The sequence below is a fragment of the Pseudomonas sp. LS44 genome (assembly GCF_024730785.1).
In the GTDB taxonomy this organism is placed as follows: Bacteria; Pseudomonadota; Gammaproteobacteria; order Pseudomonadales; family Pseudomonadaceae; genus Aquipseudomonas.
Genome location: NZ_CP102830.1, coordinates 663653 through 681374, shown reverse-complemented (window position 1 = coordinate 681374; position 17722 = coordinate 663653). Strand labels below are relative to the sequence as shown.

Sequence of the window (17722 nt, the reverse complement as noted above, 5' to 3'; positions counted from 1 at the left end):
TGGATGGCCTATGACAGTCCTGGTGCCCGCGCACAGCCCGAACCCTTCCGGCAAACCCGCCGGGCGAATTCGTCAGAAGAACGAAGAAGCGATCATCAGCGCCGCCGAGGAGGAGTTCGCCCGCCACGGCTTCAAAGGCACCAGCATGAATGCCATCGCCCAACGCGCCGGCCTGCCGAAAGCCAATCTGCATTACTACTTCAACAACAAGCTCGGCCTGTATATCGCGGTGTTGAGCAATATCCTCGATCTCTGGGACAGCACCTTCAACGCCCTCACCGTCGATGACGATCCGGCGCAGGCGCTGGCCCACTACATCCGCGCCAAGTTGGAATTCTCGCGCCGCCAGCCGTTGGCTTCGAAGATCTTCGCGATGGAAGTGATCAGCGGCGGTGACTGCCTGGAGGCGCATTTCAACCAGGATTACCGCGCCTGGTTCCGCGGCCGCGCGGCGGTGTTCGACAGCTGGATCGCCGCCGGCAAGATGGACGCCATCGATCCGCTGCACTTGATCTTCCTGCTCTGGAGCAGCACCCAGCACTACGCCGACTTCGGCGCGCAGATCTGCCGGGTCACCGAGCGCAAACGCCTGATCAAGGAAGACTTCGAGATCGCCGCGAAAAATCTCATCCACATCATTCTCAAGGGCTGCGGCCTTACGCCACCGGCGCAGGCCTGATGCCCTTCACCTTGGACGCTCCTTGCGAGTACCGCGAGGAGATCCGCAAGAGCCGCTTCCACGCCCTCGCCGCCCCGATCGGCAGCGCGGCCGAGGCGCAGGCGTTCATCGTCGCGCACAGCGATGCGGCGGCCTCGCACAACTGCTGGGCGTGGAAGGTCGGCAACCAGTACCGCTTCAGCGACGACGGCGAACCCGGCGGCACCGCCGGCCGGCCGATCCTCGCCGCCATCGAGGCCCAGGACGGCGACCAGATCGCGGTGCTGGTGATCCGCTGGTACGGCGGTATCCAGCTCGGCACTGGAGGCCTGGCGCGTGCCTACGGCGGCAGCGCGGCGAAGTGCCTGCAGGCCGGTGAGCGCCGCGAACTGCTGCAGTTGCAGCGCGCCCGCTGTCACCTGGAGTTCGCCGTGCTGCCGCTGTTCAAGGCGCGTCTCGGGGAGTTCGGCGCGCGCCTCGACGAAGAGCGCTTCGACGCCAGCGGCGCCGAGCTCCACCTGGCCGTGCCGGCCGAGCAGGGCGTGGCGCTGCAGCGCCTGCTCGCCGACCTCAGCCGCGGACGCAGCCAGCTACAGCTACTCAAGGACGACCCGACATGAGCAGCAAACTGCGCATCCATTCGCCGGCGATCCACTACTTCGACATGGTGCGCCGCTGCCACTCGATCCGCGAAGCGGCGCGGCGGCTGAATGTCGCCTCGTCGGCGGTCAATCGGCAGATACTCAAGCTCGAGGACGAGCTCGGCGCGCCGCTGTTCGACCGGCTGCCCGGCGGCCTGCGCCTGACCGCCGCCGGCGAGATCTTCGCCCGTCACGTCACCGTGGTGCTGCAGGACGTCGAGCGCGTGCGCGCCGAGCTGGACGCGCTGCAGGGCCTACGCACCGGCCACGTGGAGATCGCCACGGTCGAGGCGGTCACTGCCGACCTGCTGCCGCGAGTGCTCAAGGACATGCGCGAGCGCTACCCACAGGTCACCGTCGGCGTCACCCTGCTCGGCTCCAAATCGATCCCGGAAGCGGTGTTGGCCGGCGACGTCGACCTCGGCCTGGCCTTCGCCCTACCCCGCAGCGCCGAGCTGGAGCAGCTCAGCGTCGGCCATTTCAGCCTCGGCGCCATCGTCGTCCCGGAGCATCCGCTGGCGTCGCAGCATGCCGCGAGCTTCGCCCAGTGCGCCGAGCACGGGCTGATCCTGGCCAAGAGCGAACTGTCCATCCATCACCTGCTCGCCCCGCTGCGCGAGCGCCTGGGCCAACCGGTGCAGGCGATCCTGGAAAGCAGCTCACTGGAGCTGTCCCGCCAACTGGCCCGGCGCGGCCTCGGTGTGGCGTTCCAAACCCGCATCGGCATCGAGGCCGACCTCGCCGCCGGCACGCTGAAGCACATCCCGCTCAACGACGGCGGCGGTGTATACAGCGATCTCGGCCTCTACGTGCGCCGCGGCCGGCATCTGCCGCCGGCGGTCGAAGCCCTGGCGCGCCAGCTCGACGCGGAAATCCGCCTGCGTGAGCGCCAGGAGCGCGAGCAGCTCAGCTGATCCCTCGCCTTGTAGGTGCGAATTCATTCGCGATCCGCGCTCGGCCGATCAGCCCATCGCGAATGAATTCGCTCCTACAGACGTTGCCTCCCGGCCACGGCCAGCGAAACAGACAAGCCCCTGGACACCTGACTTTTCAGTCAAACAAGCGCTGCCGTTTCGGCATCACTGCGCTCGATATTCTGTTCTTTGGTGATCATTAAAGCTGTGCAGATACTGCGCCCAGGCACCGCCTGCACATCCAATAACAAGAGAACACCGCCGCATGAACAACACCGTCAAAGGTACCGCCCTGCTGCTCGCGCTGGTTGGCGCGGGACCCGCCTCGGCGCTGGAATGGATGAACAACAGCGTCGGCTTCCGCTACGGCAAAGAGTTCACCAACCCGAACAACCCGAACGACATCGCCAAGCGCATCTACAGCTTCACCCACGCCAGCGGCTATCAGTACGGCAGCAACTTCTTCAACCTTGATGTGCTGCTCTCCGACAGCAACGATCCGCGCAAGGGCACCGACCACGGCAGCAGCGAGGTCTACGGCGTGTACCGCAACCAGGTCTTCGCCTCGCGGGTATTCGACCGCAAGTTCGACAACGCACTGGTCAAGGATTACGCCTTCACCCTCGGTTTCGACGCCAGCCGCAACAACAACCGCGGCAACGCCAAGAAGCGCGCGGTGGTGTTCGGCCCGACCCTGAAGCTCAACACCGCCGGCTTCACCGATTTCAGTGTCCTCTACTACAAAGAGAAGAACCACTCCGGCATCCCCAACGCCAAGCACCCGGACCACACCTTCGACGCCACCTACATGCTCAGCGCGGCCTGGATGCGACCCTTCGAGATCGGCGGCCACGCCGCCAAGTTCCAGGGCATGCTCAATTACACCGGCGAGAAGGGCGAGGATTACAACGACAAGGACACCGCCCCGGAAACCCTGATGCGCGCCGCCCTGATGGTCGCTGCGCGACCGGGCAAGAACGTCAAGCCGAACCTGTATTTCGGCGTCGGCTACGAGTACTGGCACAACAAGTTCGGCGTCGACGGCGGGCGCGGCAGCCGCACCTCGACCCCGACCTTGAATATGGAACTGACCTTCTGATGTGAGCTGGACCTGCGCCGCCCTTAGGGCAACGGTGGAAAACGCTTCGCGGTTTTCCACCCTCCGGGGCGGCGTTGTAGGGCGGACCGGAGCTCCGGCCGCTCAGGAGCGCAGCGAACAGTCCGCCGTGGTGCCCACTATTGGCGTACTGCTGCGCGAGTACGCCCTACGCGGCTGAGGAGAGACCCACCAAGGCAGCCGCCCCCACAACCGGTGGAGGTAAAAAGCGCCACCCCCGCACTCCATTGCCCTCCTTCTGCACCGTCCGTCATCCCCGTTACTGATCGCCCCAAAATGACGCAGTACCGACGGCGGCGTCGCCCTACAATAGCGCTGCGGTCCACCGGGTTGCCGTCGCGGCCTTGTCGCACGGCCATTCCTGACCTTGTGGCCAGCTTTTTGCTTTAACTGCGCTCATATCATCCTTTGCCCTCGAGCCCTCCTGCCATGCCCCACTCCTCCCCGCCCCGTCTCGAGTTGCGCGGCATCAGCAAACGCTACCCCGGCTGCCTGGCCAACGACCGCATCGACCTGCGCATCGAACCGGGCGAGATCCACGCGCTGCTCGGCGAGAACGGCGCCGGCAAAAGCACGCTGATGAAGATCATCTACGGCGTGGTGCAGGCCGACGCCGGCGAGCTGGTCTGGGAAGGCCAGGCGCTGACCATGCGCGACCCGGCGATGGCGCGCAGCCACGGCATCGGCATGGTGTTCCAGCACTTCTCGCTGTTCGAAACCCTCACCGTGGCAGAGAACATCGCCCTGGCCATGGGCCGCGAGGCCGGCACGCCGAAGCAGCTCGAGCCGCAGATCCGCGAGGTCTCGCAGCGCTACGGCATGGCCCTGGAACCACAACGCCTGGTGCACAGCCTGTCGATCGGCGAGCGCCAGCGGGTCGAGATCGTTCGCTGCCTGATGCAGGACATCAAACTGCTGATCCTCGACGAGCCGACCTCGGTGCTCACCCCGCAGGAGGCCGACGAGCTGTTCGCCACCCTGCGCAGCCTGGCCGCCGAGGGCTGCAGCATCCTGTTCATCAGCCACAAGCTCGGCGAAGTGCGCGCGCTCTGCCAGCGCGCCACCGTGCTGCGCGGCGGCCGGGTGTCCGGACATTGCGTGCCGACCGAGTGCTCGGACCTTGCGCTGGCGCGGCTGATGGTCGGCGAGGCGGAAGGCCTGGAAGCCAGCTACCCGAAGGTCGAAGGCGGCGCGCCGTTCCTGGTCCTCGACGGCTTGTCCTGGCACAACCCCGACCCGTTCGGCACCTCGCTCAAGGACATCGCCCTGCAGGTGCGCAGCGGTGAGATCGTCGGCATCGCCGGGGTCGCCGGCAACGGCCAGGACGAACTGCTCGCCCTGCTCTCCGGCGAACAGCGGATCACCGCCGAGCCGGCGCGCATCCGCTTCAATGGCCAGTCGGTCGCCCACCTGCGCCCCGATGCGCGGCGCGCCCAGGGTCTGGCGTTCGTCCCCGCCGAGCGCCTCGGCCACGGCGCGGTGCCGGACCTGTCGCTGGCCGACAACGGCCTGCTCACCGCCTTCCAGCGCGGTCTGGTGAGTCGCGGGATGATCCAGCGCGGCAAGGTGCAGGCGTTCGCCGAGGAGATCATCCGCCGCTTCGCGGTGAAGACCCCGGACGCGCAGACCGCGGCGCGCAGCCTGTCCGGCGGCAACCTGCAGAAATTCATCCTCGGTCGCGAGATTCTCCAGCAGCCGAAACTGCTGGTCGCTGCGCACCCGACCTGGGGCGTCGACGTCGGCGCCGCAGCGGCCATCCACCGCGCACTGATCGCCCTGCGCGATGCCGGCGCAGCGATCCTGGTGATCTCCGAAGACCTCGACGAACTGTTCCAGATCAGCGACCGCCTGGCCGCGCTGAGCAGCGGCCGGCTGTCGGCACTGAAGCCGACCGCCGAGACCGACACCAGCGAAGTCGGGCGCTGGATGGCCGGCGAATTCCTCACTTCCCCTGATTCCGCGGCGGCCTCCGCCGCTTTGAGCTGACGGAGCTTTCGATGCTGCTTTCCCTCGAACCGCGCGGCCAGCAATCGCGCGCCATGCTCTGGCTGTCACCGGCGCTGGCCGCCGTGCTCACCCTGCTCTGCGGCTCGCTGCTGTTCATCGCCCTCGGCCATGACCCGCTGGAAACCCTCAAGGTGTTGCTAATCGACCCGGTCAGCGACTTCTACGGGGTCTCCGAACTGCTGGTCAAAGCCCTGCCGATCTTGCTCTGCGCCTTCGGCCTGGCGGTCGCCTACCAGGCGCGCATCTGGAACATCGGCGCCGAAGGCCAACTGCTGATCGGCGCGCTGGCCGGCAGCGCCGTGGCGGTGCACATCACCGGCTGGGACAGCCGCTGGGCACTGACCTTGGTGCTGGCCGCCGGAATCCTCGGCGGGGCGGCCTGGGCCGGGCTCACCGCTTGGCTGCGCACGCAGTTCAACGCCAACGAAATCCTCACCAGCATCATGCTCAACTACATCGCGCTGAACCTGCTGCTGTTCTGCGTGCACGGCCCGCTGAAGGACCCGGCCGGCTTCAACTTCCCCGAGTCGGCGATGTTCGGCGACGCCAGCCGCCTGCCAGCGCTGTTCGAGGACGGCCGCGTGCATGCTGGCCTGTACTTCGCCATCGCCGCCCTGGTGGCGGTCTGGGTGCTGCTGCAGAAGAGCTTCCTCGGCTTCCAGATCAAGGTGCTCGGCCTCGACCAGCGTGCCGCCGGTTTCGTCGGCTTTCGCGAGAAGAAGCTGGTGTGGATCGCCCTGCTGATCAGCGGCGCGCTGGCTGGTCTGGCCGGGGTCGGCGAAGTCACCGGACCGATCGGCCAGCTGGTCCCGCAAGTCTCGCCGGGCTACGGCTACGCGGCGATCACCGTGGCCTTCCTCGGCCGCCTCAATCCGCTCGGCATCCTGTTCGCCGGCCTGCTGATGGCGCTGCTCTACCTGGGCGGCGAGAACGCGCAGATGAACGCCAACCTGCCGCAGGCAATCACCCAGCTGTTCCAGGGCATGATGCTGTTCTTCCTGCTCGCCTGTGACGTGCTGATTCTCTACAAGCCGCGCCTGGGGCTGAACTGGCGGCGGCGTGTGGCGCTGAAGGAGGTGGCGGTATGAGCTGGTCGAACAGCGCCCTCTCCCTAACCCTCTCCCATGAATGGGAGAGGGGACTGGCTCGTGCAAATCTCGAGACCTGGTTCCCCGCCCCCGCGACGCTGGGGTTGTACGCCTAACCCAACGCCCGCTCGCCTCCCCTCGCCCATTTATGGGAGAGGGGCCGGGGGAGAGGGAAGAATGCCCGCACTGAAGGACATTTCATGGATATCGATCTGCTGACCAATATCTTCTACGCCATGGTCCGCACCGGCACGCCTCTGTTGCTGGTGGCCCTCGGCGAACTGGTGTGCGAGAAGAGCGGTGTGCTCAACCTCGGCCAGGAAGGCATGATGCTGTTCGGCGCGGTGGTCGGCTTCATCGCCGCCTTCGCCACCGGCAACCTGTGGCTCGGCGTGCTGCTGGCGATGCTCGCCGGGATGCTGCTGTCGTCGCTGTTCGCCCTGGTCGCGCTCGGCTTCAACGCCAATCAGGTGGCCACCGGCCTGGCCCTGACCATCTTCGGCATCGGCCTGTCGACCTTCGTCGGCGCGGCCTGGGTCGGCAAGCCGCTGACCGGCTTCGAGCCGATCGCCATTCCGCTGCTCAGCGAGATTCCGCTGATCGGCCGCATGCTGTTCGCCCAGGACCTACTGGTCTACCTATCCTTCGCGCTGTTCGCGCTGATCGCCTGGGTGCTGCTGAAGAGCCGCGTCGGCCTGATAATCCAGGCGGTCGGCGAGAACCCTGACGCGGCCAGCGCCATGGGCCTGCCGGTGCTGCGCGTGCGCACCCTGGCGGTGCTGTTCGGCGGCGCCATGGCCGGCATGGCCGGCGCCTACCTGTCGCTGGCCTACACGCCGATGTGGGCGGAGAACATGACCGCCGGCCGCGGCTGGATCGCCCTGGCGCTGGTGGTGTTCGCCAGCTGGCGGGTGTTCCGCCTGCTGCTCGGCGCCTACCTGTTCGGCCTGGCCAGCATCCTCCACCTGGTGGCCCAGGGCCTCGGCCTGAGCATCCCGGCCAACCTGCTGGCGATGCTGCCCTACGTGGCGACCATCGTGGTACTGGTGCTGCTGTCGCGCGATGCGCTGCGCACCCGCCTGTTCGCCCCGGTGTCACTCGGCCAGCCGTGGCAGCCGGGCCACTGACAGAGCCCGGTACGGAGCGCCGGCCGCTCAGGAGCGCAGCAAACAGTCCGCCTTGGTAAGCACCCACTGACGCTGGCGTACTGCTACGCGAGTACGCCCTACGTGCTGACACAACCGTAGGATGGGTGGGGCCGCATGGGTTGAGCGAAGCGATACCCATCGCCAGCGCCGCGCTGGGTATCGGCGCTGCGCTTCTCGGCCCATCCTACATAGCTACGCCCACCGCCCCCCGCCCGCTATGCTGTAGCTCCTTCCCCATCCCCAAGGAGCCCCGGCCATGGCCAAATCCATCCTGCTTATCGGCGCCTCGCGCGGTCTTGGCCTCGGCCTGGCCAAACAGCTGCATGCCGACGGTTGGCAGATCACCGCGACGGTGCGCGACCCGGCACGCGCCGAGGCGCTGCGCGCGCTGGCCGGCATCCACATCGAACAGCTGGACATCGATGACGCCGCCGCCCAGGCCGCCCTGCACCAGCGCCTGCGCGGCGAGCTGTTCGACGTGCTGTTCGTCAACGCCGGGATCGCCGGGCCGCAGCACCAGTCGGTGAGCGCGGCGACCCAGGCCGAGCTCGGCCAGCTGTTCATGACCAACGCGGTGGCGCCGGTGGCACTCGCCGAGCGCTTCGCCGACCTGGTCCGCGAGGGCGGCACGGTGGCGTTCATGAGTTCGGTCCTCGCCAGCATCGAGCTCAACGACAGCAGTTACCTGGCGCTGTACAAGGCCAGCAAGGCGGCGCTGAACTGCCTCGGCCGCGGCTTCCACGCCGAGCAGGGCGAACGCCGGCTGACCGTGTTGCAACTGCACCCGGGCTGGGTGCGTACCGACATGGGCGGTGCGGACGCGCCGCTGGACATCCCCACCAGTTGTGCCGGCCTGGCCAAACAGCTCGGCGAACACGCCGGCAGCGGCAAGCACCTGTACATCGATTACCAGGGCGAAGCGCTGCCCTGGTGAACACACCTCGGCTCTCGTAGGAGCGAATTCATTCGCGATGCTGTTGGCGTGGCCCAATCGCGAATGAATTCGCTCCTACAGCCGTCCATCCGCCCAAGCTACAACCCGTCCGACGGAATGCCCGCGAGCACATCGAAAGCCGCAGTCCACGCACCAGATCGTGGCAAATCCCGGCACAATTGCACCAGCGCAGACCTCACCGTGCCGGCCGCCGCGCCCGACCACTCGACAACACGGCTTTTTGTCCAGTTGGTCAATTTTTTGCTATGCCTATGTGAGCCACCAAGGCCACACACCAAGACCATCCCAGGAGCCCCACCCGCCATGCCGAAGAAAATCAACAACAACCTGCTGCGCGGCCTCGCCGTCGCCATCGGTTTCAGCAGCGCCCTCAGCGCTTCCGCCGCCGACCCGCTAAAGGTCGGTTTCGTCTATGTCGGGCCGATCGGCGACCACGGCTGGACCTATCAGCACGAGCTGGGCCGCCAGGCGGTGGAGAAGCAGTTCGGCGACAAAGTGAAGACCACCTTCGTCGAGAACGTCGCCGAGGGCGCGGACGCCGAACGGGTGATCCGCAACATGGCCAAGGGCAACTACGACCTGATCTTCACCACCTCGTTCGGCTTCATGAACCCGACGGCCAAAGTCGCCAAGCAGTTCCCCAAAGTCACCTTCGAGCACGCCACCGGCTACAAGCAGGACAAGAACCTCGGCACCTACCTGTCGCGTTCCTATGAAGGTCGTTACGTCGGCGGCTTCCTCGCCGCGAAGATGACCAAGACGCACAAGATTGGCTACATCGCCTCCTTCCCGATTCCCGAGGTGATCCGCGACATCAACGCCATCCAACTGGCGCTGAACAAGTACGACCCGCAGGCCGAGATCAAGATCGTCTGGGTCAACTCCTGGTTCGATCCGGGCAAGGAATCCGACGCCGCCAACGCGCTGATCGACCAGGGCGTCGACGTGGTGTTCCAGCACACCGACAGCCCGGCGCCGATCCAGACCGCCGAACGTCGCGGCGTCTACTCGGTCGGTTATGCCTCGGACATGGCCCACTTCGGCCCGAAAGCGGTCCTCACCTCGATCGTCAACGATTGGGCTCCGCACTACATCCAGGCCACCCAGGGCGTCATGAGCGGCACCTGGAAACCGCAGGACTACTGGGGCGGTCTGGCCGAAGGGACCATCAAGCTGCCGATCAGCGACCTGGTGCCGGCCGACGTGAAGACCGAGGCGCAAGCCATCATCGACAGCATCAAGGCCGGCACCTTCCACCCGTTCACCGGGCCGATCAAGGACCAGAGCGGTGCGGTGAAGTTCGCCGACGGCGTGACTGCAACCAACGCCGACCTGGCCGGCATGAACTACTACGTCGAAGGCCTCAAGGCCGAGCTGCCCAAGTAACTGACGACAGCATCCGGCCGACAACCTGCCGTGGAGGCCATGCGCCTCTGCGGTAGAATGCGGTCCGCGCCGTCCCTCCCCGCTCAAGGGGAGAACCGCGCAAAGGGGTGAGCCGCTCGTCCTGGCCGGCCACCCTCGTTCGCTGCCCTGGGTACGAGAAGACTCGCAGCACTCCCCTGGAGCCCACATGAATAGCCTGCCCATCATCGATATCTCCCCGCTGTACACCGCCGACGAGGTAGCCTGGCTGCGCGTCGCCAAACAGATCGACGCGGCCTGCCGCGAATGGGGTTTCTTCTACATCAAGGGCCACCCGATCAGCCCGGCGCGCATCGCCGAGCTGAAGGCCGCGGCCATCGACTTCTTCGCCCGCCCGGCGGAGGAAAAGCTGCGCATCGACATCACCAAGAGCGCACACCACCGCGGCTACGGCGCGGTCGCCACCGAGCAGCTCGATCCGAGCAAGCCGAGCGACCTCAAGGAAACCTTCGACATGGGTTTCCACATGGCCGCCGAACACCCCGACGTGCTGGCCGACAAGCCGCTGCGCGGGCCCAATCGCCACCCGCAGATCGCCGGTTGGGAAGCGCTGATGCAGCAGCACTACGAGGACATGCACGAACTGTCGAAGACCCTGATGCGCGCCATCGCGCTGGCCCTGGGCATCGAGCGGGATTTCTTCGACCAGCGCTTCGAGCAGCCGATCAGCGTGTTCCGCATGATCCACTACCCGCCGCGCCACACCGCCAGCAGCGCCGAGCAACAAGGCGCCGGCGCGCACACCGACTACGGCTGCGTAACCCTGCTCTATCAGGACAACGCCGGCGGCCTGCAGGTGCAGAACGTGCGCGGCGAATGGATCGACGCACCACCGATCGACGACACCTACGTGGTCAACATCGGCGACATGATGGCGCGCTGGAGCAACGACCTGTACAAGTCCACGCCGCACCGAGTGGTCAGCCCGCTGGGCGTCGACCGTTACTCCATGCCGTTCTTCGCCGAGCCGCACCCGGACACCGAGATCAGCTGCCTGGACGGCTGCCACGACGCCGAGCACCCGCCGAAGTACCCGGCGGTGTCGTGCAGCGACTACATGCTGTCGCGCTTCGCCGAGACCTATGCGTATCGGCGGGAAGAGGCCAAGGCCTGACTCCTGAAAGGATGGGTTGAGCCTGCGATACCCACGCATCCTGACCTGACACAAAATCTCGGCCTGCATCACCACCCCTCACCCTGCCCTCTCCCCAAAGGGGAGAGGGTTCTGTCCGGAGTGACTGGCACAGCTGCACCCACCTGCTCGACCGGCTTTCGCCGAACATCCACCTGCCAGCCCGCACGTCCTACTCCCTCGCCCCTCCGGGGAGAGGCCTGGGGTGAGGGGTCGGAGTCGCGGCCTGCGCAGGCGGGAGGGGCGGACATCAACCACCGCCGCCGCTAAACTTCCCCACAAATCGCCTGATCACGAGAACCACCCATGTACGACTGGCTCAACTCCCTGCCCAAGGCCGAACTGCACATGCACCTGGAGGGTTCACTGGAGCCCGAGCTGCTGTTCGCCCTCGCCGAGCGCAACAAGATCGCCCTACCCTGGGCCGACGTCGACGCCTTGCGCACGGCCTACGCCTTCAACAACCTGCAGGAATTCCTCGACCTCTACTACGCCGGCGCCGACGTGCTGCGCACCGAGCAGGACTTCTACGACCTGACCTGGGCCTACCTGCGCAAGTGCAAGCAACAGAACGTCATCCACACCGAGCCGTTCTTCGACCCACAGACCCACACCGACCGCGGCATTGCCTTCAAAGTGGTGCTCAACGGCATCCAGCAGGCGCTCAAGGACGGTCGCGAGCAGCTCGGCATCAGCAGCGGGCTGATCTTGAGCTTCCTCCGCCACCTGCCCGAAGAAGCCGCGTTCCAGACCTTGGAGCAGGCCATGCCCTATCGCGACGCGTTCATCGCCGTCGGCCTGGATAGCTCGGAGAAAGGCTTCCCGCCGCGCCTGTTCGAACGGGTGTTCGCCAAGGCGCGCAGCGAAGGGCTGATCGCCGTGGCGCACGCTGGTGAGGAAGGCCCGCCCGAGTACGTCTGGGAAGCGCTCGACCTGCTCAAGGTGGCACGCATCGACCACGGCGTGCGCGCCGCCGAAGACCCGAAACTGATGCAACGGATCATTGACGAGCAGATCCCGCTGACGGTCTGCCCGCTGTCCAACACCAAGCTCTGCGTGTTCGACCACATGCGCCACCACAACATCCTCGACATGCTTGAGGCTGGCGTGAAGGTCACGGTCAACTCGGACGACCCGGCCTACTTCGGCGGCTACGTCACCGAAAACTTCGCCGCCCTGCACGAGCATCTGGGCATGAGCGAGGCACAGGCCAAACGCCTGGCACAGAACAGCCTGGATGCGCGGCTGACCCGGTAAGTACCGGTGTGGGGTGGATGTCGCTCTCTACATCCACCAATGGTGGAAAACGCTGCGCGGTTTTCCACCCTACCGCTACGTAGGATGGGTTGAGCACAGCGATACCCATCAGCGTTGCGGCGCCGTAGAGCGAAGGCAAGGCGCAACCACCGCCCGACTCACAGCTTGCGCCGCTTGCCAGTGATCATTGACAACGGCAGGTTTTCCTTGAGCCGCCAGCTCTCGAACAGCGCGGCGGCGACGTGCAGGCAGGCAAGGACGAGCAGGCCGTCGGCCAGCCACACGTGGATGTCGCGCGGCAGGTCCTCACCCCAGAAGTAGTCGACCTCTTCGAGCAGAAAGCCGCTGATGCCCAGGCCGAGCATCAGCAGCATCATCAGGAGCATCACCAGCGCGCCGAGTGGCGAATGGCCGAGCTGGTGAGCCGGTTCGCCACGCACCAGCGTGCGCAGGTGCCAGGCGAGGCGCGCCGGAGTCGGCCAGAACGACGCCCAACGCGCCGCCGGCGGGCCGACGAAACCCCACACCAGGCGCACCACCAGCCAGGCCACCGCGTAGTAGCCGAGCCAGCGATGCCAGAACTTCGAGCCGAACGGCGAGGCGCCGGTGAACCAGTAGTTGGCGATGAACGCGAGCACCAGCGACCAGTGGAACAGCCGCACCAACGGGTCCCAGAGGCGCACGCGTTCGTCGTTCACTCACTCGTCCTCGACTTCCTGCTTGACGATGTTGCCGCTGACCGGGTCGAAGTAGATTTCGACCTTGCGCTTGTCCTTGTCCCAGCCGTAGATCTCGTAGCAGTTGGTGCTGGTCACCTTGAACTTCTTGATGTCATAACCCTGGCTCTTGAGGTTGTCCTGGAACTTGGTCTGGTCCTGCCAGGTGGCCTTGTCCGCGGTGGTGCATTGCGGATCGGCGAAGGCGAGCGGGCTGGCGGCAACCAGACCGAGCAACAGTAGTGTGCGCATAGCGAAGGATCTCCCAGTGATATGAAGCTCATGAACAGCGGATGGACTCGCAACTCGCCCGCTCTGCCAACAAGCCTAGTCGCTGATCGCCGGTCGACCAGCGATTCGCATCGCCAGCCACAGGCGATCGAGCAACCACACCGCCAGCAGCGAGCCGCCGACCAGCGGAAAGGCCACGCCGAGCACCAGCATCACCAGCACCGCGCCCTTCCACAACGGCAGGTCGTGGCGCAGCGGCGGCGCGCCGAAGCTGCCCTGCGGGCGGCGTTTCCACCACATCACCAAGCCGCTGACCGCGCTCAGCAGCACCAGCAGACAGACGGCGGCCATCACCAACTGGTTGGCCAGGCCGAACAGTTTGCCTTCGTGCAGGGCGATGCCCAGGCTGACGCCGCGCGCCACCGTGCCGTACTGCGCCCAGCGCACCGCGGCGAGCGGCTGGCCGCTGTATTGGTCGAGGTGCAGGGTCACGTCCTGGCTGGGATCGGCGGCGCCGAGCGCCACGGTGTACACGCCAGCCGGGCCCTTGGGCAGGGTCACGCTGAAACCGGCCGGCACACCTTGCGCGGCGGCGATGTCGAGGACGCGCTGCAAGCCAATCACCGGCACGTCGGGCGCGGCCATGCTCGCCATGTCGTGGCCCTGGTGCACAGCATGCGGATCGGAGACCGGCAGCGGCGCAGTCTCCGCGGCCCAGGCCACGGTCTGCCGGTGCGCCTCGTTGAGGCTGCCGGTGGCCAGTCCCGACTTCGGCACGCTGCGGAACTGCTCGGCGGGAAACTGGTTCCACACCGCGGCGAATTGCGCGCCCCAGAAGCCGGTCCAGGTCATCCCGGTGAGCAGCATGAACAGCAGCAGCGCCGAACCCCAGAAACCGGTCACCGCATGCAGGTCGCGCCACAGCAGGCGCCCGCGCGCGCTCAGCCGCGGCCACAGCACCCCGGCGCCGCCTTGCCCGCGAGGCCACCAGAGATACAGGCCGGAGACCACCAGGACGATGGCCCAGCCGGCGGCCAGTTCGATCAGGCGATCGCCCAGCGTGCCAATCAGCAATGTGCCGTGCAGGCTGCGGGCGATCGCCTGCAGGTTGTCGTGGGCGTCCTGGCTGCCGAGCAGCGTGCCGCGATAGGGGTCGACGAACAGGTTGAGCTCGCGCCCGTCTTGGTTGACCACAAACTGCGCGCTGGCGGTCGCGTTGGCCGGCGGCAGGTACTTGAGCAGCTGCGCCTGCGGATGTGCCTGGCTGACCCGCGCGCGCAGCTGATCGGCGTCCAGCACTTGCGCGGCCGGGCTGACCTGCAGCAGCTCGGGGTACATCAGCTGGTCGAGCTGCGGCTTGAACAGGTAGAGCAGGCCGGTCAACGACAGCATGATCAGAAACGGAATGACGAACAGGCCGGCGTAGAAATGCCAACGCCAGGCCAGTTGGTAGAACGACGGAGTTGGCTGGTTCATGGTGATCGGCCTCCCAGGACCGCAACGGTCGGGCGGCGCTACCTGCGCCGCCCGACCTCGGCATTACTTAGCAGTCCGTTGAAAAACTACTGCGCTCGGCTATACCGCGTTGAAATCAGGCTCACAGCCGAAGGCTGAACGCGCTTTAGCGCGGCCCCACAGTGGGTGAGCGGAGCGAATCAAATGCTCATTTACCACTCGTAAACTGCGCTTTTTCGCCTGATTTCGCCTTGTCTAGCCTTCGCTCGCTACGTTTTTCAACAGCCTGTTACTGGTCGTGCTGGTGTTCGGCGTGTGTGGAATGCTCGACCTGCTCGGCCGGCGCGTCTTTCTGCACTGTCACTTCGACCTGCACGTCGCCGGCCTTCTCGAAGTGCAGGGTCAGCGGGAAGCGCTGGCCGTCGCGGTACTGCTGTTTCAGGCCGAACAGCATCACGTGGTAAGCGCCCGGCTTGAAGCTGGCCTCACCACCGGCGGGAACCTCGACGCTCGGTACCTGCTGCATCTTCATCAAGTCGCCAACGTGCACATGTTCGTGCAGCTCGGCCTTGCTGGCCGCCGGCGTGTCGACGCCGAGCAGACGGTCGGCGGCCGCGCCCTTGTTGTGGATGATGAAGTAGGCGGCGGCGGTCGGCGCGGTCGGCGGCATCTCGCGCGACCAGGGGTGCTCGATGTGCAGGTCACCGGTGGAGAAGTCATGGGCGGTGACGTACCAAGCCGGGGTCAGCAAGGCGGCGAGCAGCAGGGCTTTGGTCAGTTGCATGGTGAGACTCCCGAGGAATGAAGGTGGGGACTGCGGTGATGTGTTTACGCGCGGCAAGCGGTTCATAGCCGCCACTCCAGACCGACGTACAGGCTGCGCCCGTCGCCCGGCATAAATTGCGCGCTGTCCTGGCCGTTGGCATTGGCGATCACGCCGGTGGTGGCGACATAGGTCTTGTCCGAGAGATTGCGACCTTCGACGAAGAAGCCCAGTCCCTCCCCCGGCCGGTAGCCGCCCTTCAAGCCCCAGATGGCATAGCCCTCGGCATACAGGGTTTCCGCCTGGTCGACGTTGTAGTGCGTAGGCACCCATTCGAAGGTCGGCCCGGAGTACCAGCCGCCCTGCTGCCAGAGCGCCTCGCCCTTGACGAACTGACGCGGCACGCCGGCCAGGCGGTTGTCGCCGTAGACGTCGTCGTTGTCGAAGCGAAAATCGTTGAGCAGGTACTGGCCGCGCAAAGTGATCTGGCCGAGGGTCCAGGCGCCACCCAGCTCGACACCCTGGTGCAGGGTGCGGTCGGCGTTGACCGTGCCGAGCGGCTGGCCGTTGGCGTCGTTGAGCGCCAGCAGCTCGTCGCGGATCTCGCTGCGGTACACCGCCAGGTCGAGATCGAGGCTGTCGCGCGACCAGCGCATACCCGCCTCCCAGGTATTGGCCTGCTGGGCATCGTTCTCGCTGGTGATCTGACCGCCAGAGAGTTCGCTGAAGGTCGGCGGCTCATAGCTCTGGCTGAAGTTGGCAAACAGCTGCACGCCCTCGCTCAGGTCGTGGCGTAGCCCGATACGACCGAGCCGACCCAGATAGCTGCCAGTGAAGGACTCGTCCTGTGGCACGCAAACCGCGGTGACGAAGGCATTGCACTTGAGGCGGTCATCGACATCGCGCTCCTGGTGCAGCCACGCCGCGCCACCAACCAGGGCCCAGCGTTCGGCCAGCGGCACTTCCAGTTCGCCGAAGGCGTTCAGGTTGCGCGCGGTCTGGTGCAGTTCGTTGACTTTCTGCCCCTTGCGGCCGCTGACGTTGCGGTAGCGCGAGTCCCAGTTGCGACCCTGGCTGGCCTCGACACCCCCGGTCCAGCGCCAACCCTGCTCGTTCGCCCATTTGTGCGACAGGCGCATTCCGTAGTCCTCGCTGTGGATGTCGAGCACCTGGAAGATCGGGTGGAACAGCGCCTTCTCGCTGTAGAAGCTGGCCAACTCCAGGCTGTGCCCGCCATCCAGTTGCAGGGCGGTGATGTTACCGACCCGGTTGAGGTTGAAATCGCGATGCTGGTCGCCGCTCAGGGCGTCGCGCGAGGCCTGCTCCGGATCGCGGCGCATCTGCGCCTTGGTCAGGTTACCGGGCAGCTCCGAGTCGGTTTCCACGTGGGTGAGGTAGACGCGGGTGGCCAGGCGTTCGTTGATGCGCCCGCCGAGGTTGGCGAAGTAGCGCTGGTTGTCCTGCTTGGCGTGGTCGCGAAAGCCGTCCTGCGAGTAGTCGTTGATGCTCAGGTAGGCGTCGGCATCGCCAAAATCCTGCGCCACAGCGCCGAACAGACGGTGATAGCCGAAGCTCCCGCCTTCGTAGCGCAGATCCAGCGGCGCGGCGCTCTTGCCGGTCGGCGCAACGAAGTTGATCGCCCCGCCGAGGGTCGCCGAACCGTAGCGCCAGGCGTTGGCGCCGCGCAGCACCTCGATGTGGTCGGTGGCCAGCGGCTCGATGGTCTGGAAGTCGAAGCTGCCGTCAGCCAGGTTGACCGGCGCGCCGTCCTGCATCAGCAGCACGCCGCGACCGTGGAAGGTGCGCTGCAGACCCGAGCCGCGGATCGACAGGCGTGCTTCTTCGGCGCCGAAGCGCGGCTGGATGAACACCCCGGTGGCCATCCCCAGGGCGTCCTGCAGGGTGCTGCTGCGCCCGCTCTTGTAGGTCTCCGCATCGACGACGGTGGCACCGCCGGGAATGTGGGCGAAGTCGGTTTTCTTCTCGGCAATGCTCGGCGCGGTGGGGTCGCGCTGCTGCTCGGCATTGATGGCGGTTTCCGCCAGTACCACATGGTCGGCCTGCGCCGGAGACAGCCATACGCCGCTCACCGCACACAGGCCGAGGATGGTTTTTCGACACATGGTCGTACCCTCGAAATCTTCTGGTTCTGCCGCTCGCCAAGGCGAGCGGATTGCACGCGCCAGACACACGCAACCAGAGGGCCGCATGCACC

At 66.2% G+C, this 17722-nt stretch carries 16 protein-coding genes; 11 read left to right on the top strand and 5 right to left on the bottom strand.

Translation table 11 applies throughout. The features are described 5' to 3' along the window. Nucleotides 1–10 precede the first annotated feature (10 nt). The 11 genes from NVV93_RS03050 (at nt 11) to NVV93_RS03000 (ending at nt 12342) form a co-directional block, all read left to right on the top strand. Nucleotides 11–679 carry a TetR/AcrR family transcriptional regulator gene (locus NVV93_RS03050; protein ID WP_258252993.1) on the top strand — a complete coding sequence of 223 codons (669 nt, stop codon included), beginning with the start codon at nt 11–13 and terminating at the stop codon, nt 677–679. After that, complete coding sequence (locus tag NVV93_RS03045; RefSeq protein ID WP_258252992.1) at nt 679–1278, top strand: YigZ family protein; 600 nt, start codon at nt 679–681, stop codon at nt 1276–1278. Before NVV93_RS03050 ends, NVV93_RS03045 begins: the two co-directional genes overlap by 1 nt. Then, nucleotides 1275–2213, top strand: a complete 939-nt coding sequence (locus NVV93_RS03040) for a LysR family transcriptional regulator (RefSeq protein WP_258252991.1) — start codon at nt 1275–1277, stop codon at nt 2211–2213. Before NVV93_RS03045 ends, NVV93_RS03040 begins: the two co-directional genes overlap by 4 nt. A gap of 265 nt (nt 2214–2478) precedes the next feature. Then, nucleotides 2479–3312, top strand: coding sequence for a nucleoside-binding protein (locus tag NVV93_RS03035; protein ID WP_258252990.1), 834 nt, complete (start codon nt 2479–2481; stop codon nt 3310–3312). Between the two features lie 447 nt (nt 3313–3759). Further along, on the top strand, nt 3760–5316 hold the full coding sequence (locus NVV93_RS03030) for an ABC transporter ATP-binding protein (protein ID WP_258252989.1): 1557 nt from the start codon (nt 3760–3762) through the stop codon (nt 5314–5316). Between the two features lie 11 nt (nt 5317–5327). Next, nucleotides 5328–6425, top strand: coding sequence for an ABC transporter permease (locus NVV93_RS03025; RefSeq protein WP_258252988.1), 1098 nt, complete (start codon nt 5328–5330; stop codon nt 6423–6425). Nucleotides 6426–6625: 200 nt separating this feature from the next. Next, nucleotides 6626–7552 (top strand): ABC transporter permease, encoded by a 927-nt coding sequence (locus NVV93_RS03020; RefSeq protein WP_258252987.1) that lies wholly within the window; start codon nt 6626–6628, stop codon nt 7550–7552. Nucleotides 7553–7829: 277 nt separating this feature from the next. Further along, a complete protein-coding gene (locus NVV93_RS03015; protein ID WP_258252986.1) occupies nt 7830–8507 on the top strand; it encodes an SDR family oxidoreductase in 678 nt (225 codons plus the stop codon). Nucleotides 8508–8831: 324 nt separating this feature from the next. Continuing rightward, a complete protein-coding gene (locus NVV93_RS03010) occupies nt 8832–9914 on the top strand; it encodes a BMP family ABC transporter substrate-binding protein (RefSeq protein WP_258252985.1) in 1083 nt (360 codons plus the stop codon). A 187-nt stretch (nt 9915–10101) separates the two neighbouring features. Then, on the top strand, nt 10102–11067 hold the full coding sequence (locus NVV93_RS03005; protein ID WP_258252984.1) for a 2-oxoglutarate and iron-dependent oxygenase domain-containing protein: 966 nt from the start codon (nt 10102–10104) through the stop codon (nt 11065–11067). 324 nt (nt 11068–11391) lie between these two features. After that, entirely contained in the window at nt 11392–12342 is a 951-nt protein-coding gene (locus NVV93_RS03000) for an adenosine deaminase (RefSeq protein ID WP_258252983.1), read from the top strand. A gap of 158 nt (nt 12343–12500) precedes the next feature. Here the strand turns inward: NVV93_RS03000 and NVV93_RS02995 are convergent, their stop codons facing one another. The 5 genes from NVV93_RS02995 to NVV93_RS02975 form a co-directional block, all read right to left on the bottom strand. After that, nucleotides 12501–13040: a cytochrome b/b6 domain-containing protein gene (locus NVV93_RS02995; protein ID WP_258252982.1), complete on the bottom strand. Its 540-nt coding sequence runs from the start codon at nt 13038–13040 to the stop codon at nt 12501–12503. After that, nucleotides 13041–13310, bottom strand: coding sequence for a PepSY domain-containing protein (locus NVV93_RS02990; RefSeq protein WP_258252981.1), 270 nt, complete (start codon nt 13308–13310; stop codon nt 13041–13043). Between the two features lie 75 nt (nt 13311–13385). Next, nucleotides 13386–14765, bottom strand: coding sequence for a PepSY domain-containing protein (locus NVV93_RS02985; RefSeq protein WP_258252980.1), 1380 nt, complete (start codon nt 14763–14765; stop codon nt 13386–13388). A 268-nt stretch (nt 14766–15033) separates the two neighbouring features. After that, a complete protein-coding gene (locus NVV93_RS02980; protein ID WP_258252979.1) occupies nt 15034–15528 on the bottom strand; it encodes a copper chaperone PCu(A)C in 495 nt (164 codons plus the stop codon). 62 nt (nt 15529–15590) lie between these two features. Further along, nucleotides 15591–17630, bottom strand: a complete 2040-nt coding sequence (locus tag NVV93_RS02975) for a TonB-dependent receptor (protein WP_258252978.1) — start codon at nt 17628–17630, stop codon at nt 15591–15593. Between the last annotated feature and the right edge of the window lie 92 nt (nt 17631–17722).

Excerpts from the sequence above, each read along its gene's own strand:
- NVV93_RS03010 (WP_258252985.1), top strand. The coding sequence starts at position 8,832 with ATGCCGAAGAAAATCAACAACAACCTGCTGCGCGGCCTCGCCGTCGCC.
- NVV93_RS02980 (WP_258252979.1), bottom strand. The coding sequence starts at position 15,528 with ATGCAACTGACCAAAGCCCTGCTGCTCGCCGCCTTGCTGACCCCGGCT.
- NVV93_RS03025 (WP_258252988.1), top strand. The coding sequence starts at position 5,328 with ATGCTGCTTTCCCTCGAACCGCGCGGCCAGCAATCGCGCGCCATGCTC.
- NVV93_RS02985 (WP_258252980.1), bottom strand. The coding sequence starts at position 14,765 with ATGAACCAGCCAACTCCGTCGTTCTACCAACTGGCCTGGCGTTGGCAT.
- NVV93_RS03020 (WP_258252987.1), top strand. The coding sequence starts at position 6,626 with ATGGATATCGATCTGCTGACCAATATCTTCTACGCCATGGTCCGCACC.
- NVV93_RS03015 (WP_258252986.1), top strand. The coding sequence starts at position 7,830 with ATGGCCAAATCCATCCTGCTTATCGGCGCCTCGCGCGGTCTTGGCCTC.
- NVV93_RS03040 (WP_258252991.1), top strand. The coding sequence starts at position 1,275 with ATGAGCAGCAAACTGCGCATCCATTCGCCGGCGATCCACTACTTCGAC.
- NVV93_RS03035 (WP_258252990.1), top strand. The coding sequence starts at position 2,479 with ATGAACAACACCGTCAAAGGTACCGCCCTGCTGCTCGCGCTGGTTGGC.
- NVV93_RS02990 (WP_258252981.1), bottom strand. The coding sequence starts at position 13,310 with ATGCGCACACTACTGTTGCTCGGTCTGGTTGCCGCCAGCCCGCTCGCC.
- NVV93_RS03030 (WP_258252989.1), top strand. The coding sequence starts at position 3,760 with ATGCCCCACTCCTCCCCGCCCCGTCTCGAGTTGCGCGGCATCAGCAAA.
- NVV93_RS03050 (WP_258252993.1), top strand. The coding sequence starts at position 11 with ATGACAGTCCTGGTGCCCGCGCACAGCCCGAACCCTTCCGGCAAACCC.
- NVV93_RS03000 (WP_258252983.1), top strand. The coding sequence starts at position 11,392 with ATGTACGACTGGCTCAACTCCCTGCCCAAGGCCGAACTGCACATGCAC.
- NVV93_RS02975 (WP_258252978.1), bottom strand. The coding sequence starts at position 17,630 with ATGTGTCGAAAAACCATCCTCGGCCTGTGTGCGGTGAGCGGCGTATGG.
- NVV93_RS03005 (WP_258252984.1), top strand. The coding sequence starts at position 10,102 with ATGAATAGCCTGCCCATCATCGATATCTCCCCGCTGTACACCGCCGAC.
- NVV93_RS03045 (WP_258252992.1), top strand. The coding sequence starts at position 679 with ATGCCCTTCACCTTGGACGCTCCTTGCGAGTACCGCGAGGAGATCCGC.